Annotated in this window: 19 protein-coding genes and 1 pseudogene; 7 read left to right on the top strand and 13 right to left on the bottom strand. The window is 59.9% G+C overall.

Annotation, left to right across the window (positions count from 1 at the left end; genetic code table 11):
* The first annotated feature begins 1 nt into the window (after position 1).
* Together AC1DE4_RS12880 and AC1DE4_RS12885 are read left to right on the top strand one after the other, a co-directional pair.
* Positions 2 to 1,309 (top strand): lipoprotein-releasing ABC transporter permease subunit, encoded by a 1,308-nt coding sequence (locus AC1DE4_RS12880; protein WP_018857040.1) that lies wholly within the window; start codon positions 2 to 4, stop codon positions 1,307 to 1,309.
* Between the two features lie 14 nt (positions 1,310 to 1,323).
* On the top strand, positions 1,324 to 2,007 hold the full coding sequence (locus AC1DE4_RS12885; RefSeq protein ID WP_018857039.1) for an ABC transporter ATP-binding protein: 684 nt from the start codon (positions 1,324 to 1,326) through the stop codon (positions 2,005 to 2,007).
* On the opposite strand, the gene AC1DE4_RS12890 is transcribed toward AC1DE4_RS12885, so the two are convergent.
* Together AC1DE4_RS12890 and AC1DE4_RS12895 are read right to left on the bottom strand one after the other, a co-directional pair.
* Entirely contained in the window at positions 2,008 to 2,472 is a 465-nt protein-coding gene (locus AC1DE4_RS12890) for a DUF5680 domain-containing protein (RefSeq protein ID WP_477881526.1), read from the bottom strand. It lies immediately after the preceding gene.
* A gap of 68 nt (positions 2,473 to 2,540) precedes the next feature.
* On the bottom strand, positions 2,541 to 3,125 hold the full coding sequence (locus AC1DE4_RS12895) for a hypothetical protein (RefSeq protein WP_113470093.1): 585 nt from the start codon (positions 3,123 to 3,125) through the stop codon (positions 2,541 to 2,543).
* 303 nt (positions 3,126 to 3,428) lie between these two features.
* On the opposite strand from AC1DE4_RS12895, the gene dnaE reads away from it, so the two are divergent.
* Positions 3,429 to 6,929 (top strand): DNA polymerase III subunit alpha, encoded by a 3,501-nt coding sequence (dnaE, locus tag AC1DE4_RS12900; protein ID WP_169681808.1) that lies wholly within the window; start codon positions 3,429 to 3,431, stop codon positions 6,927 to 6,929.
* A 2-nt stretch (positions 6,930 to 6,931) separates the two neighbouring features.
* Here the strand turns inward: dnaE and AC1DE4_RS12905 are convergent, their stop codons facing one another.
* Complete coding sequence (locus AC1DE4_RS12905) at positions 6,932 to 8,167, bottom strand: L,D-transpeptidase family protein (protein ID WP_477881528.1); 1,236 nt, start codon at positions 8,165 to 8,167, stop codon at positions 6,932 to 6,934.
* A gap of 94 nt (positions 8,168 to 8,261) precedes the next feature.
* Positions 8,262 to 9,551 carry a DNA polymerase IV gene (locus AC1DE4_RS12910; RefSeq protein WP_026371766.1) on the bottom strand — a complete coding sequence of 430 codons (1,290 nt, stop codon included), beginning with the start codon at positions 9,549 to 9,551 and terminating at the stop codon, positions 8,262 to 8,264.
* Positions 9,552 to 9,626: 75 nt separating this feature from the next.
* On the opposite strand from AC1DE4_RS12910, the gene AC1DE4_RS12915 reads away from it, so the two are divergent.
* Positions 9,627 to 10,214, top strand: coding sequence for a GNAT family N-acetyltransferase (locus AC1DE4_RS12915; RefSeq protein WP_018857032.1), 588 nt, complete (start codon positions 9,627 to 9,629; stop codon positions 10,212 to 10,214).
* Here AC1DE4_RS12915 and AC1DE4_RS12920 read toward each other — a convergent pair.
* Together AC1DE4_RS12920 and AC1DE4_RS12925 are read right to left on the bottom strand one after the other, a co-directional pair.
* Entirely contained in the window at positions 10,189 to 10,860 is a 672-nt protein-coding gene (locus AC1DE4_RS12920; protein ID WP_112656482.1) for a hypothetical protein, read from the bottom strand. The genes AC1DE4_RS12915 and AC1DE4_RS12920 overlap by 26 nt on opposite strands.
* 2 nt (positions 10,861 to 10,862) lie before the next feature.
* The gene (locus AC1DE4_RS12925) at positions 10,863 to 11,171 is read right to left on the bottom strand and encodes a DUF3572 domain-containing protein (protein WP_018857030.1); all 309 of its coding nucleotides are present in this window, start codon (positions 11,169 to 11,171) and stop codon (positions 10,863 to 10,865) included.
* A 132-nt stretch (positions 11,172 to 11,303) separates the two neighbouring features.
* On the opposite strand from AC1DE4_RS12925, the gene AC1DE4_RS12930 reads away from it, so the two are divergent.
* A complete protein-coding gene (locus AC1DE4_RS12930; RefSeq protein ID WP_007531841.1) occupies positions 11,304 to 11,675 on the top strand; it encodes a response regulator in 372 nt (123 codons plus the stop codon).
* An 18-nt stretch (positions 11,676 to 11,693) separates the two neighbouring features.
* Positions 11,694 to 13,064, top strand: coding sequence for a PleD family two-component system response regulator (locus tag AC1DE4_RS12935; protein ID WP_018857029.1), 1,371 nt, complete (start codon positions 11,694 to 11,696; stop codon positions 13,062 to 13,064).
* 706 nt (positions 13,065 to 13,770) lie between these two features.
* Here AC1DE4_RS12935 and rpmG read toward each other — a convergent pair.
* The 5 genes from rpmG to topA all read right to left on the bottom strand — a co-directional run bounded on the left by rpmG (position 13,771) and on the right by topA (position 20,983).
* Positions 13,771 to 13,938, bottom strand: coding sequence for a 50S ribosomal protein L33 (rpmG, locus tag AC1DE4_RS12940; RefSeq protein ID WP_003587245.1), 168 nt, complete (start codon positions 13,936 to 13,938; stop codon positions 13,771 to 13,773).
* Positions 13,939 to 14,031: 93 nt separating this feature from the next.
* Positions 14,032 to 15,219, bottom strand: a complete 1,188-nt coding sequence (locus tag AC1DE4_RS12945) for an MFS transporter (RefSeq protein ID WP_018857028.1) — start codon at positions 15,217 to 15,219, stop codon at positions 14,032 to 14,034.
* A 256-nt stretch (positions 15,220 to 15,475) separates the two neighbouring features.
* Positions 15,476 to 15,931, bottom strand: a complete 456-nt coding sequence (locus tag AC1DE4_RS12950; protein WP_018857027.1) for a DUF983 domain-containing protein — start codon at positions 15,929 to 15,931, stop codon at positions 15,476 to 15,478.
* Positions 15,932 to 15,962: 31 nt separating this feature from the next.
* Entirely contained in the window at positions 15,963 to 18,335 is a 2,373-nt protein-coding gene (gene rnr / locus AC1DE4_RS12955; RefSeq protein ID WP_477881530.1) for a ribonuclease R, read from the bottom strand.
* On the bottom strand, positions 18,332 to 20,983 hold the full coding sequence (topA, locus tag AC1DE4_RS12960; protein WP_477881562.1) for a type I DNA topoisomerase: 2,652 nt from the start codon (positions 20,981 to 20,983) through the stop codon (positions 18,332 to 18,334). Before topA ends, rnr begins: the two co-directional genes overlap by 4 nt.
* A gap of 260 nt (positions 20,984 to 21,243) precedes the next feature.
* Between topA and AC1DE4_RS12965 the strand changes: the two genes are divergently transcribed.
* Positions 21,244 to 21,423 carry a hypothetical protein gene (locus AC1DE4_RS12965; RefSeq protein WP_018857024.1) on the top strand — a complete coding sequence of 60 codons (180 nt, stop codon included), beginning with the start codon at positions 21,244 to 21,246 and terminating at the stop codon, positions 21,421 to 21,423.
* 5 nt (positions 21,424 to 21,428) lie between these two features.
* Here the strand turns inward: AC1DE4_RS12965 and dprA are convergent.
* Positions 21,429 to 22,537, bottom strand: a pseudogene (dprA, locus tag AC1DE4_RS12970) (DNA-processing protein DprA).
* A 1-nt stretch (position 22,538) separates the two neighbouring features.
* The gene (gene plsY / locus AC1DE4_RS12975) at positions 22,539 to 23,159 is read right to left on the bottom strand and encodes a glycerol-3-phosphate 1-O-acyltransferase PlsY (RefSeq protein WP_169681814.1); all 621 of its coding nucleotides are present in this window, start codon (positions 23,157 to 23,159) and stop codon (positions 22,539 to 22,541) included.
* Between the last annotated feature and the right edge of the window lie 13 nt (positions 23,160 to 23,172).

Raw genomic sequence — 23,172 nt, forward strand, 5'->3', positions numbered from 1 at the left:
GATGGCAGATGTAGCGGTGAGCCAGCAGGGTTCTAAATCCGGCTCGGCGCCGGCCAGCCGGCCATTTTCCGCCTTCGAACGGCTTGTGGCGTGGCGCTATCTGCGCGCCCGCCGCAAGGAGGCGTTCATTTCGGTGATCGCCGGTTTCTCCTTCATCGGCATCATGCTCGGCGTTGCGACGCTGATCATCGTCATGGCTGTCATGAACGGCTTCCGTACGGAGCTGATCTCCCGCATTCTGGGCATCAACGGTCACATGATCGTTCAGCCCGTCGATACTCCGTTCACGGACTATCCGGCGTTGACCGACAAGCTTGCCGGCGTGCCGGGCATTAAGCTTGCGCTGCCGCTGGTCGAGGGCCAGACATTGGCCTCAGGTCAGGGCGGTGCGGGCACGGGCGCGCTGGTACGCGGCATCCGACCTGAAGACCTGGAAAAGGTGAAGACCGTCTCCGGTAATATCAAGTCCGGTGATCTGGTCGGTTTTGCCGCCGGGCAGGGCGTGTTGATCGGTTCGGGCATGGCTGCCCAACTCGGCCTCCAGGCAGGCGACAACATTACGCTGATATCACCGGAAGGTGACGTCACACCGATGGGCGTCAATCCGCGGGTGAAGTCCTACAAGGTCTCCGGCATTTTCGAGATCGGCATGTCGGAATACGACGCGACGATCATCTACATGCCGCTTGAGGAAGCGCAGCTCTATTTCAATGCCGAGGGCCTGGTTCAATCCATCGAGCTTTTCGTCGACAATCCCGACGACATTGACAATATGCGGCCGAAGGTCGAGGCCGCAGCCGGTCGGCAAATTGCGATTACCGACTGGCGCCAACGCAACCAGACCTTCTTCTCGGCGCTCGAGGTTGAACGGAACGTGATGTTCATGATCCTGACGCTCATCGTCCTCGTTGCGGCGCTGAACATCATTTCCGGCCTCATCATGCTGGTGAAGGACAAGGGCAGCGATATCGCGATCCTGCGCACGATGGGCGCGAGCTCTGGCGCGATCATGCGCATCTTCTTCATGACCGGTGCGGCGATCGGTGTCGTCGGAACGATAGCCGGTGTCCTGCTTGGTGTCGTTGTCTGTATCAATATCGAGAAAATCCGCGAGTTCTTTTCTTGGGTTTCCGGCACGGTGCTGTTCGACCCGCAACTCTACTTCCTCAGCCAGCTGCCTGCGGAAATGAGTATGAGAGAGACGCTTTCAGTTGTGATCATGGCGCTGACCCTGTCCTTCCTCGCCACCATCTTCCCGGCATGGCGAGCCTCCAAGCTCGATCCCGTGCAGGCCCTGCGCTACGAATAAGGAATGCTCTCTTCATGAAGCGGAATACCGTTCTCAAGCTTTCCGGTGTCGAGCGCCACTATGGTCAGGGCGAGACGCTGCTCTCGATCCTCAAGGGTGCGGACTTCACGCTGAACAGCGGCGAAATCGTCGCCCTCGTCGCGCCGTCAGGCACAGGCAAGTCGACGCTTCTACATATTGCCGGCCTGCTTGAGCACCCCGATGGCGGCGAGGTGATCATCAACGGAAAGGCCTGCGATGGTTTGCCGGACGATAAGCGCACCGCGATTCGCCGCAGCGAAATCGGCTTCGTCTATCAATTCCACCACCTGCTGCCGGAATTTTCTGCGATCGAGAATATCATGATGCCGCAGATGATCGCAGGGCTGCCGCGTAAGGAAGCGAAGGAGCGAGCCGGCCAGCTGCTCGATTATATGCGCATAGGCCATCGCGGCGCGCATCGCCCCGGAGAGCTTTCCGGTGGCGAGCAGCAGCGTGTGGCGATTGCGCGTGCCGTCGCGAATGCGCCAAGCCTGCTGCTGGCGGACGAGCCGACTGGCAACCTTGATCCTGAAACGGCAAGCTATGTCTTTGACGCGCTTGAAGCGCTGGTGCGTCAATCAGGCCTGGCGGCGCTGATCGCGACCCACAATCACGAACTCGCCGGGCGCATGGACCGCCGCGTGACTATCGCCGACGGCAAGGTCGTGGATTTCTGATTAGGGGTGGATGAGACCGCCACAGTAGTCCAATTCGTAGGCTCTGCGCTCGTTCACGACGATCACTTCGCGACCGCTGAAATGGCTGCAGTCCCCTATGCTTTGATCGGCATAGTAACCGAAGGCGTGCTCGAACTCCATGCCGCCGAGGAAGCGCCGATATTCGGCATACATTTTTGACAGTGCAGCCTTGATCACCGTTCCCGCCCGTTCTCCGTCGATCAGCGAATGCTCGACGATGCGTCCGAAGTAGTTCATCGCCCAGACCGGTTCGCTCTCCAGCCAGACCACTTCTTGCCCGGCGAAATCTGCGCCGCCGAAATAGCTGTCGAGATAGCGCCAGGCGCCGCGCTGATATCCGATGTCGCGCGATCCTGTCCGGCAGGCGGGCACAGGGCTTCCGCCACCGACATAGGTATTCGCCTTCGCCTCGACGATGAAACTGTTCAATGCGACAATATCCATGGCGTTCCCTCCGCTCGACAGCGTCTCAACAACGCTATTAAATGTAAAGAACAAAATAAGAACAAGCCTCACGGTCCGCAGATCGTTTGTCCAGTGTCGTCGTTCCACTCAGCGATCGGGAGGACACGTGGCTCGGCTTTGACATCCTTGCCATCCTTCTGCAGCTTGCCGGTCAGTGCATTGTAGTCGCAGGAGCCGGCGGCATTGGGGTCGAGCGTGTCGTAGTGGTTGTAGGTATAGCCGGCAACGACGAACTGCTTGTTCCGATAGGCCACCGTCAGCGTCTGGTCCCAGCGATCGCGCCCGATCGCGCTGTTCTGTGAGTGTACGGCGATGGAGGATTTGCCGACGGCCTTCAACGACGGTTCCTGTCCGAAGACGCCGTCCGCATTGGTGCTGCCCCAGATCTTGTTTGGTGCGGCCAGCGAAAGCCGCAGAAGTTCGTGGTCGCTGTCACGAAGATAGAGGTAGATGCCGATTTGATCATAGTTGGCGCCCTCCTCGGGAGCAACCAGCAGCGCGAGGTCCGCACGCCCATCGCCATCCCAATCCCCCGTCGCCGCGTCGACGATCCGCGTGGGATCGATTTGCTCGGCTCGAGCGGTAAACGCCGCCGATAGAGCCAATCCAGCAATTAATACAAACTTAAACATGCTTTTCTCCCATCGCCATGCGGTCAGCAAAACGGAAAAGAATCCTGTTGACAATAGAACAATAGCGGAACAAATTGAAAACATAAGAGAACAGGAGAGCCAAATGACTGACTTGATCCGTGATATCGCAGCATTCACCTCCATCGCAATGTTCGTTGCCAGCTTCTCGCTTATCTGCATGGCAATGTAAGAATTCCGGGGACCGCATGGCTGCCATGCGGTCCGAGCGCAGCCCTTGTCTGGACATCAACCCCTCAATGCTGAGAATAGACCTGATTGATTCAGGTGATCGGAAGGCATGTCATGGCGGGTGCGGAGAAAGACGCGGAAGGCGGTTTCATCGGTGGTACGCCGGGCTTCGTTCACCTTCGGGTCCACTCGGCCTATTCGCTCCTTGAAGGTGCGCTGCCGCTTAAGAAGATCCTCTACAAGGCGTCGGGCGACAGCCAGCCGGCCATAGCGATCACCGACACCAACAACCTGTTCGTCGCCCTCGAATTCTCACAGAAGGCGATGGACGAGGGCCTTCAGCCGATCATCGGCTGCCAGGTCTCGATCGACATGGAGGATGGACTGGAGACGGAACGGCGCGGCGGCCAGCAGGCGCTCGCCAAGCTGCCGTCGCTGGTGCTCCTTGCGGCCACCGACGCCGGCTACGAGCGGCTGGTGGACCTTGTCAGCCGCGCCTATCTCGGCGGCGAGGGCAACGGTCAATCGATCCACATTCGTGCCTCCTGGCTCGACGAGATCGGCACCGACGGCCTGATCGCTTTGACCGGCGCCCTGACGGGGCCGGTCGACGTGGCGCTGAAGGATGGGCATGCCGCCCAGGCGGAAGCACGCCTCCTGCTGCTGAAGCGCCATTTCGGTAACCGGCTCTATGTTGAGTTGCAGCGGCACGGCACTTACGACAAGCGTCATGAGCAGAAGCTCGTCGGCCTTGCCTATGAGCACGACCTGCCGTTGGTCGCCACCAACGAAGCCTTTTTCCCGACCCGTGACGACTATGATGCGCATGACGCCCTGATGGCCGTCGCCCACAACGCCATCGTTTCGGATGATACCCGGTTTCGCCTGACGCCTGATCACTACCTGAAAAGCCGCGCCGAAATGGCGAAGCTGTTTGCGGATCTGCCGGAGGCGCTGGAAAACACCATCGAGATCGCGCGGCGCTGCTCGTTCATCCTGAAGACGCGCAAGCCGATCCTGCCGCGTTTCACCGGCGCCACCGCCGATCCCGAGGAGGCGGAACGCGAAGAGGCACTCGAACTGCGCCGGCAGGCGGAGGAGGGGCTGGATAAGCGCCTTGCCACTCTCGGCATGTCGCCCGGCTATGAGGAGAAGGATTACCGCGAGCGCCTGGAATTCGAGCTGAGCGTCATCGAGCGCATGAAATTCCCGGGTTACTTCCTCATCGTTTCGGACTTTATCAAATGGGCAAAACAGCATGACATCCCCGTCGGCCCGGGCCGCGGCTCCGGTGCAGGCTCTCTCGTTGCCTACGCGCTGACGATCACTGACGTTGATCCCTTGCGCTTCTCGCTGCTCTTCGAACGCTTCCTCAACCCGGAACGCGTCTCGATGCCCGACTTCGATATCGACTTCTGCCAGGACCGCCGCGAAGAGGTGATCCGTTATGTGCAGCGCAAGTACGGCCGCGAACAGGTCGCGCAGATCATCACCTTCGGTTCGCTGCAGGCCCGCGCGGCGCTGCGCGACGTCGGCCGTGTGCTGGAGATGCCCTACGGTCAGGTCGACAAGATCTGTAAGCTGGTGCCGAACAATCCGGCCAACCCGACGCCGCTGTCGAAGGCGATCGAGGAAGAGCCGAAGCTGCAGGAGGAGGCCGACAAGGAGCCGGTCGTCGCCCGCCTGCTCGATATCGCCCAGAAGATTGAAGGTCTCTACCGCCACGCATCGACCCACGCTGCCGGTATCGTCATCGGCGACCGCCCGCTGTCGAAGCTGGTGCCGATGTACCGCGATCCGCGTTCCGACATGCCTGTCACCCAGTTCAACATGAAGTGGGTCGAGCAGGCCGGCCTCGTCAAGTTCGACTTCCTCGGGCTGAAGACGCTGACCACGTTGAAGGTCGCCGTCGATTTCGTCGCCAAGCGTGGCATCAAGGTCGATCTTGCCTCGATCCCGCTGGACGATAAGCTGACCTACGAGATGCTCTCGCGCGGCGAAACGGTTGGCGTGTTCCAGGTTGAAAGTGCGGGCATGCGCAAGGCGCTGATCGGCATGAAGCCGGACTGCATCGAGGACATCATCGCACTCGTGGCGCTTTATCGCCCAGGCCCGATGGAAAACATCCCGGTCTACAATGCCCGCAAGCACGGCGAGGAAGAGATCGAGTCGATCCATCCGACGATCGACTACCTGCTGAAGGAAACGCAGGGGGTTATCGTCTACCAGGAGCAGGTGATGCAGATCGCCCAGGTCCTGTCGGGCTACTCGCTCGGTGAAGCCGACCTTCTGCGTCGCGCCATGGGTAAGAAGATCAAGGCGGAGATGGACCAGCAGCGCGAGCGCTTCGTCGATGGCGCCGTCAAGAACGGCGTGAAGAAGCCGCAAGCCGATGTGATCTTCGACCTGCTCGCCAAGTTCGCCAACTACGGTTTCAACAAGTCTCACGCCGCCGCTTACGCGATCGTTTCCTACCAGACCGCCTATATGAAGGCGCATTATCCGGTCGAGTTCCTCGCCGCGTCGATGACGCTCGATATGTCGAACACCGAAAAGGTCAACGACTTCCGGCAGGACGCCAAGCGTCTCGACATCGAGGTAATCCCTCCTTCGGTACAGACCTCGTTCCGCCATTTCGAGACCGGCGACAACAGGATCTACTACGCGCTGGCGGCGCTGAAGGGGGTCGGCGAATCGGCTGTCGATCATATCGTGGAGGTCCGCGGTGGCACTCCATTCGCGAGCCTTGAGGATTTCTGCCTGCGCATTGATCCGCGACAGGTGAACCGCCGCGTGCTGGAAAGCCTGATCTTCGCCGGTGCTTTCGATTGTTTCGGGCTCGACCGCGCGCAACTGGCGGGCGGGCTCGACCGCATCATGGGCTACGCCCAGCGTGCGCAGGAAAACAAGCTGAGCGGCCAGTCGGATATCTTCGGCAGCGCTCTTTCATCCGGCCCAGAGAGAATCTCGCTGCCGCCGTTTTCGCCGTGGCTGGCCTCAGAAAAGCTGCTCAAGGAATTCCAGGTCCTGGGCTTCTACCTGACCGCGCATCCGCTCGATAGCTACCAGAGCATTCTGCAGAAGATGCGCGTGCAGACCTTCGCCGAGTTTTCGGCGGCCGTGAAGCAGGGCGCGAGCAACGGCCGCCTTGCGGGCACCGTCATTTCCAAGCAGGAGCGCAAGACCAGGACCGGCAACAAGATGGGTATCATCGTGTTCTCCGACTCCTCGGGTCAGTTCGAAGCCGTTCTGTTCTCCGAGATGTTGAACCAGTATCGCGACGTGCTGGAGTCCGGAAAGTCCTTCGTTATCACGGCGACAGGGGAAGAGCGGCCGGAAGGCATCGGCCTTCGCCTGCAGACCATTCAGTCGCTGGAAGAGAAATCGCTGCAGATGCAGAAGGCCCTGCGCGTCTACGTGCGCGATTCCGGGCCGCTTCGTGCCGTCGCGGCACACCTCAATGCCAAGGGCGATGGCCTTGTCTCCTTCATCGTGATCAAGGAGGAAGGCAAGCGCGAGGTGGAAGTCGAGCTTCCGCAGAAATATCGTATCACGCCGGAGATTGCTGCCGCACTGCGCGCAGCGCCCGGCGTCATCGACGTCGAGCTGGTCTGACGTCAACCTCTTGTAAGGGTGATGAAGTCGGTTCCTTCGCCGGTCTCCGGTCCGAGGCCGGTGTCTGAGATTGTCAACGTCGAGCCGGTGGTCAGCATGGCGTCGATCTTCCGCCGCGCCTCCTCAGGAATATCGATACGGCTCAGCGCATTGGCGATCGGCGTGCCTGATATGATCGAGCTTTCCAGGCTGCTAATGCCGAGCCGGTTCATGATCGCGCGGGCGAGTGTGTTGGGAAGCGTCGCTCCCATCCAGTCCGCCGAGCCGGTTTCGAAATCGACGTTGTGGACAGAGAAGAAATGCGTACCGAGGGCAAGGCCCGGGTTCTCGATCGAGATCGGCGCTTCAAGAACCGGCTGGAAGCCTTGGCGAACCATGATGACGCCGTTCGGCGGCGCTCCCTTGCCCGCCGCGGCATAGACCGCCTTAATGAGCGCGTCACTTGCCGGTGACTTGTCGTTGGTCGGCTCGACTGGATGCTGCAACTTGAAATCACTGATTGCCTGAAGCGTTGCCGACCCGAGGAGGCCATCCGGTTCACCCGCGGCAAATCCGAGCCCGTTGAGATATGTCTGAAGGTCGATGATCTCCTCGCGCAGACTGCGGCGCGTAATGAGAATACGGATCGGTGTGTCGTTTGCGGGAGCGCTCGCTGCCGGCATTTGTGCAGGCGGTGGCGCGACGTCGTTCATGGCGACCTGAACGGGAGCCTGCCCGATCGTCGGCCTCAGCGAAGCGTCGGAAAGCAGTGCTGGCGGCTCCGGCATATCCGGCCGGAAGAGCGTCGGGTGATCGATCGGTTCCGGCGTTACTTCCGCGTCGGTAATGACAACCGGAACGCCCATTGCCGTCATCTTGTAGAGCTGCTTGGCGAAGGCTGCCGGCATTCGGACGCAGCCATGCGATGCTGGGTAGCGCGGCACGGAATGCGACTCGTGAAGCGCGATGCCAGACCAGGTCAGCCGCTGCATGAACGGCATCGGCGCAGCCGAATAGATATTGGATTCGTGATATCTCTGCTTCTCGATGACGGAAAAGATGCCGCTCGGCGTCGTATGGCCCGGCTTCCCCGTCGAAACCTTCGAGGTCGCCACGACCTCTGTGCCGTCGTAGAGCGTAAGCGACTGCGCATCCTTCGATACGAAGATCTGCAGCGTGCGTGCATCCGCCGCGAGAGCGGGATGCACGAGCGCGGTGGCCGACAGCAAGCCGAGGCCAAAAACGAGACGCGACAACATATGACTCAACCGATACGCAATACTTGAAGCCGAAGCCTAGTCGGTGAAGCTTAAGGAAAACTTGATATAAGGAACCCTGAGGCAGCCTCACGTATTAGTGATCGCGCTTGCCGCCAAACGTATATCCGGTCTGGACGGTGCCTTTGCCGAACTTGTCGCGCAACTTGTCCATTGCCGCTTCGGCTGCGGCCCTACGACCCGATTGCTCATCGATAAGGTCGGGCGGATCTGCGCGCGCGGGGTCGCAAAGGTCGGTGACGCCGATCCCGATGAGGCGAAACTTCGTGCCGTCCGTTTCCTTCTCCAGCAGGTCCAGCCCGGTACGGAATATCCGGTCGGCAAGCCGGGTCGGGTCTTCAAGTTTGCGATTGCGGGTGCGCAGCTTGAAGTCCGCCGTCTTCATTTTGAGAACCACGGTCTGGCCGGCGATATCATCTTTCTTCAGCCGCCAGGAGACCTTTTCGGAAAGACTGCGGAGGATCGGAACAAGCTCGTCATGGCGGGATATATCGTCGAAGAAAGTCGTTTCGGACGAGACGCTCTTCGCCGCGTCGTTCAGATGCACTTCGCGGTCGTCGATGCCGCGGGAAAGACGCGCCAGCCGCTGCCCCATGCTGCCATATCGGCGCATCAGGTCGTTTTCCTCCATCGTCTGCAACTGGCCAATCGTCCGGATGCCGTCGGCCTCCAGCGTGGCTGCAAACGCCTTGCCGACGCCCCAGATCGTCGTCACCGGCCGCGGTGCCAGGAAAAAAACTGCTTCCTCGCGGCCAATGACCGAGAAGCCGCGAGGTTTCTGAAGGTCGGACGCGACCTTGGCGAGAAACTTGCAGTAGGAGAGCCCAACGGAGATGGTTATGCCGATCTCCTTCTCGATGCGCTGGACGAACTTGGCAAGCGTGCGCGCCGGCGGATCGTGATGCAGCCGCTCGGTGCCGCCGAGTTCCAGAAACGCCTCGTCGATCGAAAGCGGCTGAACGAGCGGGGTCAGTTCCTGCATCAAGGTGCGGACTTCGCGTCCGACCTTCACGTACTTTTCCATGTCGGGTCGGATGACGACTGCCTGGGGGCAGGCCTCAAGAGCCTTGAACATCGGCATTGCAGAACGAACGCCGTGGATACGCGCAATGTAACATGCGGTCGAGACCACCCCGCGTTTGCCGCCGCCGATGATGACGGGCTTATCGGCGAGTTCTGGATTGTCACGCTTCTCGATCGCTGCATAGAAGGCGTCGCAATCGATATGCGCCAGCGTCAGTTCGTACAGCTCCTTGTGTCGCACAAGCCGGGGGCTGCCGCACGCCACACAACGGCACGTTTCGGCCTTCTGCTCGGCAAGGCAGTCGCGACAGAAGCCGGGTGTCTTGGCGTAGGCAAGTGTCATGATGAGAACAAAGATTGAACATCGCAACATTAGCCTCTAAACTTTCGAGTCTCAAGAGAGGCTGGGAGGTTTGCATTGGATATCGATCTCCGTTTCGAGCCGGTGACAGCAGACCGGTGGAGTGACTTCGAACGGCTCTTCGGTCCCCGCGGAGCGTTTTATGATTGCTGGTGTGTCGCGCTTCGCTTGCCTCATGCCGTGCGGACGAAGATGAGGCCGGACGAGCGAAAGTCGCACATGCTTGGCAGGATCGCTGTCGGGCCGCCGCCAGGTATTCTGGCCTATGCCGATGAGGAACCGGTCGCCTGGGTTCAGGTCGGGCCAAGGCACGACGTACCGCAATTCAACTCGTCGCGGACAGTGTCCCGACCGATGGAAGAGGGTGATGCACACGATCCGTCATTCTGGGCGGTGAGTTGTTTCTTCCTGACATCGCATTTGCGTGGGCAGGGGCTCAGCCATCAACTGCTTGCCGGTGCAATCGACCATGCGTGGCGCCACGGTGCCCGCTACCTCGAGGGCTGTCCGATTGACCACGTCAAGCAATCGAAGTCGGTGACGCTCTGTATTGGATCAACCGCGATCTTCGATGCGGCTGGATTTGAAACCGTGGCCAGACGAAAGGATGGCCGACCGCTCATGCGGCTGGACTTGCGCCCTTGAGGACATCCGCCGAGAAATGCGCCCTCAGCAACTCTGCGGCATGGTCCCAGCCGGCGGCGGCGACGATGTTTCCAACTGGCGGTGGCGCGAACGGCTTGAAATCCGCGTTGGCCATCATGGTCAGGAGCAAGCACTTAGGCACATGATCGGCAACGGAAAGGAGATTGCGTTGCATATCATCGATGAAGGCGACTGGCAGGCTTCGGCCATCATGCAGCCTTGCGACGACGGGCCCCTTGGGCTCTTCCGTGGCGATCAGGTCGAACGAGAGGTCGAGCTGATTGAGAAATTCGCGCCGGATACCGTGGTGCCGAGGTGGCATCGCGGTCAAGAAGACGATGTCGGCGTCGGCCGAAAGCGACTGCAGTGTTTCAACGGCTTTTTCCGCCGGTTTCTGCCAGAGGTGCTGGTTCGCGAAGAACACTTCCTCGAACGAATCGACGGCGTCCCTATCCAGCTCGCTGCCGTCAAGCAGAGAGACGATATTACCGTAGAGGCGGAACGACCGCGGCAGGAGGTCGTAGCTGTGCGAGCGCAGGAAAGCGGTGAAGGGAGTGAGGAACTCGAGAACCACTTCGTCGATGTCGCACACAACCAAAGGCCGGTCGCCGAGGCGCACCTGGCTGACGTTGGTAGCAATATCCATGCTCAAAATTCTCCCGAGCCAAGTCCCGGCGGCGAAAAGTGCAGCCATGCCGCATTCAATGCGTCGGGCGCGGTGCCGGTCGCTTGGCAGAAGGCCATCGCCGTCGGCTCGTGCTGCATGACGAAATCCATCATGCCGGAAAGGAAGCCGGGATCGCTGACCACGCGGCGCACCTGGGCCGGTTCAACACCGGTCAATGCGAGAAAACGACCGAACAGATCCGGATCGTTGGCAAGCCAGGCAAGAACGGAGATCGCAGTCTGCTGCGGATCGGCCGCGAGTTGTTTCGAAGTCTTGAAGTTGCTTTGCATTTTTCTGGGTAAATTACCTATTTTTCAACCAAATAGCGATAGTGTGCCGCGATCGGTTCTATGGAACCATGCCATCGCAGAAGTCTTCTTCATGCGGGGAAGCGGTACCGGAACGGACGTAGGACGCGTGTCATGCCCAAGCAGGTGATGATTGTAGAAGATAACGAGCTCAACATGAAGCTCTTTCGCGACCTCATCGAGGCGTCCGGCTACACGACGATTCAGACCCGAAACGGCATGGAAGCGCTCGACCTCGCGCGCAAATACCGGCCCGATCTGATTTTGATGGATATCCAACTCCCCGAGGTTTCTGGTCTCGAGGTTACCAAATGGCTGAAGGAAGACGATGACCTGCACGTCATTCCTGTTATCGCCGTTACAGCATTTGCCATGAAAGGTGACGAGGAACGCATACGCCAGGGCGGCTGCGAGGCCTATGTCTCCAAACCCATTTCCGTTCCTAAATTCATTGAGACGATCAAGACCTATTTGGGCGATGCCTGACGCATCGGAAAGAAGCCTATGACTGCGCGCATTCTCGTGGTTGATGACATTCCGGCCAACGTCAAGTTGCTCGAGGCGCGGCTAGTCGCGGAGTATTTCGATGTCTTGACCGCCGGCGACGGCTATCAGGCCCTCGCAATATGCGAGCGCAACCAGGTCGATCTTGTCCTTCTTGATATCATGATGCCGGGGATGGACGGCTTCGAGGTCTGCGAGCGCCTGAAGGCCAATCCCAAGACCTCGCACATACCTGTCGTCATGGTGACGGCCTTGGATCAGTCGGCCGATCGCGTGCGTGGTCTGAAAGCCGGCGCAGACGATTTTCTCACCAAACCGGTCAATGACCTTCAGCTGATTTCCCGGGTGAAGAGCCTGTTGCGGCTGAAGACGCTCAGCGACGAATTGCGCATTCGCGCCGAAACAGCGCAGACCATGGGGATCGATGAACTGCTGCGAACCGGCGAGGGGCGGGGCGACGAATCGGGCCAGGTGCTGCTGGTCGACGGACGCGCCAATTCGCAGGAACGCATCATCAAGGCGCTGAAGCCCATCGCCGATGTCTCGGCAATCTCGGATCCGCAGGCGGCACTCTTCGAAGCGTCGGAAACCCCCTTTGAACTGGTTATCGTCAACGCCAATTTCGACAACTATGATCCGCTGCGCCTGTGCTCGCAGCTTCGTTCGCTCGAGCGCACGCGCTTTCTACCGATCCTGATCATCACCGAGCAGGGCGACGACGACATGGTGATCCGGGCCCTGGAACTCGGCGTCAACGACTATATCGTCCGGCCGGTCGATCCCAATGAGCTGGTGGCGCGCAGCCTGACGCAGATGCGCCGCAAGCGTTATAATGATCGCCTGCGCGCGAGCGTGAAGCAAACGATCGAGCTTGCCGTGACCGATCCGCTGACCGGGCTCAGCAACCGCCGCTACCTGGATAATCACCTCAGCACGCTCTTCAATCGCTCGATGGCGCGAGGTCGTCCGCTATCGGTGCTGATCACCGATATCGATCGCTTCAAGCAAGTCAACGACACCTATGGCCATGATGCGGGGGATGATGTGCTGCGGGAGTTTGCAAGGCGCATCCGCTCCACCGTCCGTGGTGCCGATCTGGCCTGCCGATACGGCGGCGAGGAATTCGTAGTGGTTATGCCGGATACCTCGCCCGAAGTGGCGGCAGCCGTCGCGGAGCGACTGCGCTCGGTGGTCGAGACGGTACCGTTCCTGCTGAAGTCAACGGGGCAGGAACTGGACGTCACGGCGTCCTTCGGCATTTCGTCGCGGATCTCCTCCATCCTCACTCCAGGGCAGTTGATGAAGCAGGCGGACCTTGCGCTTTACGAGGCAAAAACGGGTGGCCGTAATCGCGTGGTCGCCGCCGCTTGAGCAATGCTTCTATGAGGCATTTCAGGTCATCCACAACTTGCTAATTAAGGGCGGACGGCACGGCAACGAAGTAATTGCAGTTGCAAAGCCGGCATTTCCCTCCGAAGGTTTGCTCGCTCTTGATATCATGCTAGGCAGATGCCGCGCGGTTGCTGGGACAAATGTGAGGATCAATCGGATGTAGCCGGCATTTCGCAAGTAGCCGCGAATGGACAAGCTTTGGCCCGCATCGGCGGAAGCTAATACTATTGGGCTATAGTTTCGGCCTTCTTTGCCCATTAGGCGCTATTCTTGCAAAAGTACGCGATTCCAAGCTTTAAAAACTGTCCCAAAGCCGTACTTTTAACCATGAAATCAAGCCCAGAAATCTAACCATTAAGAATTTGTTGATTTTCTTTCATTTTCGAGCAAATTATCGGCCATAAGAGATAAGTACTCCCGTGAGGAGTCCGAGGTACCCCATGATGCTCAGGTCCGCCGCATCTCCTGGGTCGTGGGGTCGGTCGGCTGGTTTGCAACAATAAGCGGTTCCTCGTGCCGCGTTGCTTGCTGGTCGACCCCCTTTCAGGAAAACGCCGTCCTTTCCGCATTTTAGGAAGGACGGCGTTTCTGTTTTCAGGCCTCGAGACCAGACGGCAAAGCCGGCAAACAAAAAGGCGCGCAGCCCATGGGCGCGCGCCTCTTCGAAAAACGTCAGATCAAGCGATTACTTGATCTTGGTTTCCTTGAACTCGACGTGCTTCTTAGCAATCGGGTCGTACTTGGTCTTCGTCATCTTGTCGGTCATCGTACGGCTGTTCTTCGTCGTGACGTAGAAGAAACCGGTGTCGGCCGTCGACAGCAGCTTGATCTTGATTGTGGTAGCCTTGGCCATGGTCGTCCTGCCTTTAATAAGATGAAAGCCGTGGCAGGCCGGATAGGCTCCACGGCAAATTCTGGCGCGAAACTACGAATCCCGCCCGAAAAGTCAAGCCCGCTTTCGGAGGAAAAGCAGCCTGATCGAGGAAAGCAGGGCATAAAGCCCGAAGAATCCGGCGATCGCCCAGGCAAAACCGTTGTTGCCGGCAACGTCGATGGCGGCGCCGATAACCTGCGGCCCGGCCACAGTGCCAACCGCGTAACAGAATACAAAGGCCGCGTTGGCTGCTGCGAGGTCCGAGCCGGTCAGGCGAGAGCCGAGGTGACTGAGTCCCACCGTATAAAGGCCCGCGACACAGCCGCCCCAGAACAGAAGTACGGTCGCCATCAGAATCCAGCTGTGCACGAGAACCGGCAGCATCAGGGAACCTATCAGGCCCATGAAGGCCATCGCGGCCAGCAGCGGGCGCTTGTCCTTCATTCGGTCCGAGAGCAGCCCAACCGGGATCTGGAAGATCACGTTGCCGATTCCCATCACCGTCAGCAGCAGCGCGGCCTGAGATTCCGTAAAGGAGGCGCGCACCGCATAGATCGGGAACAGTGCCAAACCGCCGGCTTCGACGGCCCCGAAAATGAAGACGGCGGCCGTTGCGGTGGGCACAAGGAAGACGTAGCGCATGAAATGAAGTTCAGGCTTCTCCTCGAGAACCGGGCTTTCGTAGCGTGCGATGTAGATGGGAATGGCGGCCAACAAGACGGCACCAGCGCCGACCGCGAATGGAAGCACGCCCTCGCTGCCGAGAATCGAAAAGAGCAGCGGCCCGCCTGCAAAACCGAGCGAAAGGACGGTTGCATAGATGCCGAGCACGAAGCCGCGCTTGGAGGGCGGCGAGGCGGCATTGATCCAGAATTCCGATAGGATGAACAGCGTCGTCGTCGCGCCGTGAAAAGCGAACCGCAGCGGAAACCACATCCAGAAGTCCTGGGCATAGTAGAAGCCGAGTGCGCTGATCGCTGAAATCACGACGGCCCAGATCATCGTCGGGGCGACGCCGTATTTGTGCGCCAGTTTCGTGGTGATCGGCGCAGCCGCCATGGCGGCAACCCCGGCCATCGCCGTATTCAGTCCGATCAGTGTCGATGGAATGCCGCGCTTTTCGAGAATGATGCTGAGAAGCGGGAGTCCCAGGCCGATTGCTATGCCGACAGCGGAGATGGACGAAATGGCTGCCACCAGTGAAGGCCAGTGAATTTCTTCGACATCGCCTGGTGTTGTGCCGTTCCGCGGCTGAGACATATACGCATCCTTAGAGACCTGCTGCACAGAATCGCTCACCGCGACGCACCATAGAAAGGCACAGGCGTGCCAAATCCAAGTGACGGCTGTGCTTTACAAGATGAAATGCGCTGGCGGCAATAACCTGGATGATCTTGAAGTCGTATAGTCAAAGAAGCTTACCGAATACACATGAGATTTCGCCCCGCGGAACCGCAGCGCCGTTGGGGCTGCCACTACACGTCAATTGTGTCGTCAAGGTGAAGGCAGAAATGTCCTAGCGCTTGCGGCCCGGTATCTCGTAGGCGTCATGATCGTCGGTTTGTCCACCGAAGCCGTGCATCTTCAACGCCCATTGCAGACCGATGACACCGCCCTTGATCGGCTGGATGATCAAAAGCGTGGCAATCAATGTGATGGGTGTCCAGATCGCGAAGGTCAGCCAGAGGGGCATTGGCCAAACGAGATCCGTTGCCATGTAGCCGCCGATGATGACATGGCCGATCACCACGATTGCAAGGTAAGGCGGTAGGTCGTCCGAGCGATGATGGTACATGGCCTCGCCACAGGCGGCACAATTGTCCACCGGCTTCAGGAAGCTTTTGAAGAGTTTGCCGCTGCCGCATGCGGGGCAGGTGTTCATCATGCCGCGCTTGACAGAGCGGCCGAGCGGACGTTCCGCCTCCTGATTGCTTCCGTAACGGATCGTCTGGTCGCTCGAGGTGGTCGTCATCGTTCGTTTCCTTTCGCGGCGCCCTACACGCCTATCGCCGCCCTCTTGGCGGCCTTGTCCCGGCCTTCTTGCGTGCCCGTCTTGCGTCCCGCCGGCCCGCCTTGTGGAACGAACGTACAGCTGTGGGCATTTTTCGCCCTTCGCTGATCATCTCGAAGCGTAGCGCACCGGCAAGCGGAATGGCTTCTGCAAGCTTGACCGTGACACTGTCGCCGAGGCGATATCCGAGCCCGGTCTTTTCGCCAGACAGCGCCTGGTGCGCCTCATCATAGATGAAGTAGTCCGTTCCGAGCGTAGATATAGGAACGAAGCCGTCTGCTCCATAGTCCGGGAGAGTGACAAATAGTCCCGATTTCGTCACACCTGATACGCGTCCTTCGAATTCCTCGCCGACGCGGCCGGCAAGATGATGCGCAATCAGGCGGTCCACCGTTTCGCGCTCGGCCGCCATCGCGCGGCGCTCGAAGGTTGAGATCTCGGCGGCGATGTCGTCGAGCGCGGCCTCTTCGTCGGGCGTGATCCCGCCTTCACCGAAGCCGAGCGAACCGACCAGCGCCCGATGCACGATCAGGTCCGCATAGCGCCGGATGGGCGAGGTGAAGTGCGTGTATTTCATGAGGTTCAGGCCGAAATGCCCGATATTCTCGGGGCTGTAGATCGCCTGGCTCTGAGAACGCAGCACCATCTCGTTGACCATCGTCTGGTGCGGCGTGTCGTCTGCCTTGGCGAGGATCATGTTGAAATTGTTGGCGCGCATGTTGCCGCCCTTGGCAAGCGATATGCCAAGCGTTGCCAGGAACTCGCGCAGCACTTCCTGCTTGGCGAGCGTCGGCCCGTCATGGATACGGTAGATCAGGACTTGCCGCTTCTTCTCCAGCGTCTCGGCGGCCGAGACGTTGGCCTGGATCATCATTTCCTCGATCAGCTTGTGTGCATCGAGGCGCGGCGGCACGAAGACGCGCTCCACGGTGCCGTCAGGCTTTAGCAGGATCTTGCGTTCCGGCATGTCGAGTTCAAGCGGCTGCCGGCGCTCGCGGACGCGCGTCATGATCCTGTAGGCATTCCACAACGGCTTCAAGATTGGTTCCAGAAGCGGTCCCGTCTTGTCATCCGGCTTGCCATCGATGGCCGCCTGCGCCTGCTGATAGGAGAGCTTTGCAGCGCTCTTCATCATGACACGGTGGAAGGTGTGGCCGATTTTGCGGCCTTCCTTCGAAAACACCATGCGAACGGCAAGCGCCGGCCGGTCCTGACCTTCTCTCAGCGAGCAGAGATCGTTCGAGATGCGCTCCGGCAGCATCGGCACGACCCGGTCGGGGAAGTAGACCGAGTTGCCGCGCTTCAGAGCTTCGCGGTCGAGTGGCGAGCTCGGGCGGACGTAATAGGAGACGTCGGCGATGGCGACCGTAACGATAACGCCGTCCGGATTGTCGGGAGAAGGGTCAGTTTCCGCATAGACGGCGTCGTCATGGTCTTTCGCATCCGCCGGGTCGATGGTGATCAGCGGGACATCTCGCCAATCTTCGCGATGCGACATCGTCGCAGGTTTGGCATCGTCGGCTTCGGCGACCACAGCAGGCGGAAATATATAAGGGATTCCGTGAGCATGGATGGCGATCATCGAGATCGCCTTCTCGGATGCGACCGAACCGACAATCGACAGGACCTTGGCGCGTGCCAGGCCGAAGCGCCCAAGGCGAGCGACTTCGACTTCAACCAGATCGCCGTCCTTGGCCTCGCCCTTGTAGTCAGGGTCGATCACCATTTCCTCGCCGCGTCGGTCGATCGGAAGCAGACGGCCGGCTCCTCCCGGCGCATCCTTGAAGACCCCGAGCAGCGCACCGCGGCGCTTGTCCAAAATCTTGATGATGCGCGCCGTGTAGGCCGGCCCACCACGGTCGGCGGCCGGAAAGATCTTCGCCAGGATGCGATCGCCCATGCCGGCAACCAGCGCCTTGCCCTTGCCGTTGCGCCCGGCAGGCGAGGTCGACTGGCGAATAGCGACAGCAGGCGCAACGCCCTGATCGTCAGGCCACTCCGCCGGGCGGCCGATCAGTTCGCCATCCTTGTCGCGCGTCGTGATGTCGAGCACGGTGACAGGCGGCAGTGCGCCCGGCCGGATCAGCGACTTGCGCGTCTTCTGCAGCATGCCTTCCTGCTCCAGTTCGCGCAGGAGGTGTTTCAGCTCGACCCGGCTGTCGCCTTTCAGCCCGAAGGCCTTTGCGAGTTCGCGCTTCGAGGCCTTCTGCGGATGATCGGCGATGAAGCGCAGGATCACGTCGCGGGAAGGCAGGGCTCCGTGAGCGATGTTCAGCGGTTCGGCTGCGGGTTGTTGGCTGGCGCGTCCAATCTTGCCGGGACGCTTGCCCATGCCCTTCATTCTTTCCCGCGGGATTTTGCTCACTCTTTGCTCTTTTTCGTCTTTGCCGGCGCCTTGGCCTTCGCCGTCTTCGGCTTGGCCGCGGTCTTGGTCGTCTTGGTTTCAGCCGCAGCGGCCTTCGCCTTCGGTTTTGCCTTACTCTTCGAAGCCGGTGCCTTGCCGGCCTTGGCGGCGATCAGCGCCAGCGCTTCCTCGACGGTCAGGGCCTGCGGATCGGTGCCCTTCGGCAGCGTCGCATTGACCTTGCCCCAGTTCACATAGGGGCCGTACTTGCCGTCGCGAACCGTGATTGCGCCGCCGTCGGGATGGTCGCCGAGCTCTTTCAGAGCTGCCGCCGCCGTCCTCCCACCCGGCGCCTTGCTCGCCTTCTCGGCGATCACGGTGACAGCGCGGTTGAGGCCGATCGAGAAGACGTCTTCGACGCTTTCAAGGTTGGCGTAGCCTCCATCATGCAGCAGGAACGGCCCATAACGGCCGATGCCGGAAGAAATCATCTTGCCGGTTTCCGGGTGCTTGCCGATGTCGCGTGGCAACGAAATCAGCGCCATCGCCTTTTCGTAATCGATGTCCTCAGGCYTCCAGCCCTTCGGCAGGGAAGAACGCTTGGCTTCCTTGCCTTCGCCACGCTGGATGTAGGGGCCGAAGCGTCCTGAACGCAGGGTCAGTTCTTCGCCAGTCACCGGATCGGAACCGAGATTCTTAGGCTCGTTCAGCGCAACGCCTTCGGCCTCCGAACCGCCTTCTGACGAAAGCTGGCGGGTATAGTTGCATTCGGGATAGTTCGAGCAGCCAACGAAGGCGCCGTATTTTCCAAGCTTAAGCGAAAGATTGCCGGTGCCGCAAACTTGACAGATGCGCGGATCACCGCCGTCTTCTCGTTTCGGGAATACAAGTGGCGCCAGTGCCTCGTTAAGCGAATCGAGGACGTTGGTGACACGAAGTTCCTTCGTATCCTCGATCTGGGAGAAGAAGTCCTTCCAGAAATCGCGCAGCACCTGCTTCCAGTTCAGCTCCCCGGCAGAGATCCGGTCGAGCTTCTCTTCAAGATCTGCCGTAAAATCGTATTCGACGTACTTGGTGAAGAAGCTTTCGAGGAAGGCCGTCACCAGCCGGCCCTTGGCCTGCGGGATCAGTTTGCGCTTGTCGATGGTGACGTATTCGCGGTCACGCAAGGTCGCCAGCGTCGCCGCGTAAGTCGACGGACGCCCGATGCCGAGCTCTTCCATCTTCTTGATCAGCGTTGCCTCGGAGTAGCGCGGTGGCGGCTCAGTGAAGTGCTGAGTCGAATTGATCTTCTGCTTCGCAAGGTTCTCACGAGCGTTGATCTCGGGCAGGCGACCATCCTCGTCACCGTCGTCGCTCTGTTCGCCATCTTCCTTCTGGTCGGTATAGGCGGCGATGAAGCCGTCGAAACGGATCACCGAGCCGACAGCGCGCAGCCCAGCTTTCTCACCTTTGTTGTCGGCGGTGATTTCAGCCGTCGTGCGTTCGATCTCAGCCGATGCCATCTGGCTCGCAATGCCCCGCTTCCAGACGAGGTCGTAAAGCCTCAACTGGTCGGCATCCAGGTACTGCCGCACGCGGTCGGGCGACTGATTGAAATCAGTCGGGCGGATCGCTTCGTGCGCCTCCTGTGCGTTCTTTGCCTTGGTCGAATAGAAGCGCGCCTTCTCGGGCATGTAGCGCTGGCCGAATTGATCGACGATGGCCTTGCGTGCCGCGTCGATGGCTTCGGGCGCCATCTGGACGCCGTCCGTACGCATGTAGGTGATCAGACCAACTGTTTCGCCACCAATATCAACACCCTCGTAGAGCTTCTGGGCGATCTGCATCGTCCGCGACGCCGAAAAGCCAAGTTTCGAGGACGCTGCCTGCTGAAGCGTGGAGGTTGTGAAGGGTGGTCCCGGGTTGCGCTTGACCGGCTTCGCCTCGACCGTGTCGACGACATAGGTCGCGCCTTCCAGAAGTGCCTTGAGCTTGCCGGCTTCTTCGCCGTTTCCGATCGCGCGAGGCTGCAACCGCTTGCCATCAGCCGCAACCAGTTTCGCTTCAAACTCGTCGCCTCGCGGCGTTTTCAGGAGAGCCGAAAGGTTCCAGTACTCTTCAGAGATGAAGCGTTCGATTTCGGATTCGCGATCGCAGACCAGGCGCAGCGCCACTGACTGTACGCGGCCGGCCGAACGCGCGCCGGGGAGCTTGCGCCAGAGAACCGGCGACAGATTGAAACCGACGAGATAGTCGAGGGCACGGCGAGCGAGATACGCATCAACCAGCGGAACATCGATGTCGCGCGGGTCGGCCATGGCGTCGAGCACGGCCTTCTTCGTGATCGCATTGAAAACGACCCGCTTCACGGTCTTGCCGTTCAGGACGCGCTTCTTGTTCAGCATGTCGAGGACGTGCCAGGAAATCGCTTCACCCTCGCGATCAGGGTCGGTTGCGAGGAATAGGCTGTCGGATGACTTCACAGCGTCGGCGATGTCCTTCAGTCGCTTGGCAGACGCGCCGTCGACCTCCCACAGCATCTCGAAATCCTGGTCGGGAAGGACCGAGCCGTCCTTGGCAGGCAGATCGCGGACATGGCCGAAGGAGGCGAGCACCTTGTATCCGGAGCCCAGATACTTGTTGATCGTCTTTGCCTTGGCGGGCGATTCTACCACTACAACATTCATCATGATTCTCTAAAAAAAAACGTGCCAAGCCGGTGCATAAGCAGATGGAATCCCTGCCGTGCCAGGATAACCGGCTCTTCGACATGGACAGGGAAATCGTTTCGGTCAAGTGGTCTGACCTCATTTTTGCGTATTACAACGCGATGCAACCAATGCGAGATAGCGAACGTACTGCAAGTTAGGATAATTTAGGTATCGTTTTTGGAGTGTGGTTCGGGCTAGCCGAAAGGCGGCGTTTCTCTTTCCTCAGAGACTATCCCATGGCGGCCAAGTTCGCAAAGAAAGATACCGGACGATCCGGCTCGCAAGAGAACATCGCGTTCATCAGGCAGATGCTGGCTGAGTTGCGGCGAGTGGCGGAAAAAGAGAACGCCGATATGCTCTGCTATCTGATCGTGATGGCCTATGTGGAGGCCGGCGATCTGCAGGCCCGGATGTAGGGATCTCAGTCGCCAATCGCAAGAGAGACGAAGCCGCCGGGATGGCGATGAAGCCGTCCGGCAATATCAAGCTCCAGCAGGACAAGATAAACCGAAGCCGCCGGCAAACCGGTGTGACGGATGATATCATCGATCTCGACGGGCGTCGGGCAGAGCGCATCGACGAAAAGCGAGCGATCGGATTCGTCGGGCGGAAGCATCGAACGGCCACCCTCGCGCTCCGGCTCCTCGGCGACCGGCGTTGAGTACCGTTCGATCTGCGAGAGGGGCGCCATAGCTTCGGTGACGTCATCTGGCGTCGTGACAATCATGGCACCGTCTTTCAACAATCCATTCGTGCCATGGCAGCGCGGATCGAGCGGTGAACCCGGCACCGCAAATACCAGCCTGCCAAACTCGCCGGCCAGTCTTGCGGTGATCAGCGAGCCCGAGCGCATCGCTGCTTCGACGACAACGACCCCCAGCGAAACGCCGGCGATGAGCCGATTTCGGCGCGGAAAGTCGCGTGCCCGCGGTTCCCAGCCGAACGACATCTCACTGACGGCGAGCCCGTTGCCATTCCAGATATCGTCAAGCAGATCGGCATTCTCCGGCGGGTAGGGCTGATCCAGACCTCCGGCCATGGCGACCACCGTTCCGGTATCGAGGCTTGCACGATGCGCTGCGGTATCTATGCCGCGCGCAAGGCCGGAGACCGCGACATAGCCGGCTCGGCCGCACTGGCGCGCAATCGTGGCGGCGAACTTGGCGCCGCTGATGGAGGCATTGCGGGAGCCGACGATACCGACGCCAGGCTGCGAAGAGACGGCGAGATTGCCTTTGACGGCAAGCAGCGGCGGCGCACGTCGACTTGCTTCAACGCCTGTGTGTATTCTGGCTCGCCGATGCCAACAAAGCGGGCGCCGAAGCGGCGCGCGGCCTCCAACTCCTTATGCGCTTCGCTCTCCGTCGCTATCCGGATGGAGAGCGTGGCGCCGCCGCGCGCAGAAAGCTCGGGCAGGGCGGCCAGCGCCGTCTCGGCGGATCCGAAGTGATTGACGAGATCGCGAAAGGTCGCAGGCCCGACATTGTCCGAGCGAATGAGACGCAGCCGCGCGGCGCTGAGAGCGTCCATCCTATCCCTTCGCCCCGATCTTGGTTTCCGTCCCGCTCATCAGGCGGGAGATATTGGCCTTGTGCTTCCAGTAGGAGATAATAGTCATGATGGCCATAACAGCTGCAACCTTCTCGGCGCCCAGTATCCACAATGCAACCGGAATTACAAGCATTGCAACCAGTGCTGAAAGCGATGAGTACCGGGTCGTGAAGGCGACGGCCAGCCAGACCGCGGCGAAGACGAGAACCATGATCGGCGCAATGCCGAGCAGTGTTCCGATATAGGTGGCAACACCCTTGCCACCCTTGAAGCCGATCCAGACCGGGAAGAGGTGACCGATAAAGGCAAAGAAGCCGGCGATCAGCGCCGCCTCGCTGCCCAAAAAATAGCCGACGATCCAGGCTGCTGCAGACGCCTTCAGAGCATCGAGAAGAAGCGTTGCGGCTGCAAGCTTCTTGTTGCCGGTTCTGAGCACATTGGTCGCGCCGATATTGCCGGATCCGATGCTGCGGACGTCACCGAGCCCGGCTGCCTTCGTCAGGATCAGGCCGAAAGGAATGGAGCCGAGCAAGTAGCCGATGGCGGCAGCCACGAGCGCGATAGGCAGCGTGATCTGCCAGGTCATAAGATCCGAGACCATGTTCCCCTCCGGT

The sequence above is a fragment of the Rhizobium sp. 10N414 genome, assembly GCF_056394785.1.